At 72.5% G+C, this 422-nt stretch carries 1 protein-coding gene; it reads right to left on the bottom strand.

The features are described 5' to 3' along the window. Positions 1 to 10: 10 nt before the first annotated feature. On the bottom strand, positions 11 to 422 hold a 412-nt coding region (locus ACW69E_RS27775), incomplete at its 5' end, for a glutamine amidotransferase-related protein (protein WP_457501040.1).

Below are 422 nucleotides of genomic sequence, written 5' to 3'. Positions count from 1 at the left end.
GTCGGTGCGCTTAGGCACGCTGGCCCTCCATCAGGGAGACGAAGCGGTCGAACAGGTACGCGGCGTCGTGCGGCCCGGCCGCCGCCTCGGGGTGGTACTGGACACTGAACGCCGGCCGGTCCAGCAGCCGCAGGCCCTCCACCACCCCGTCGTTGAGGCAGACGTGGGAGACCTCGGCGCGCCCGTAGGGGGTGTCGCCGGGCGCGTCCAGGGGCGCGTCCACGGCGAAGCCGTGATTGTGCGCGGTCACCTCCACCCGGCCGGTGGCCCGGTCCCGCACGGGCTGGTTGATGCCGCGGTGGCCGTACTTGAGCTTGTAGGTGCCGAACCCCAGCGCCCGGCCGAGGATCTGGTTGCCGAAGCAGATGCCGAACAGCGGCGTGCCCCGCTCCAGCACCCCCCGCATGAGGGAGACCGGATGG

It is taken from the genome of Streptomyces sp. SS8, from assembly GCF_054072955.1.
Note: the sequence above shows the minus strand (reverse complement) of the source record. Positions and strands in the feature narration are given on the sequence as shown.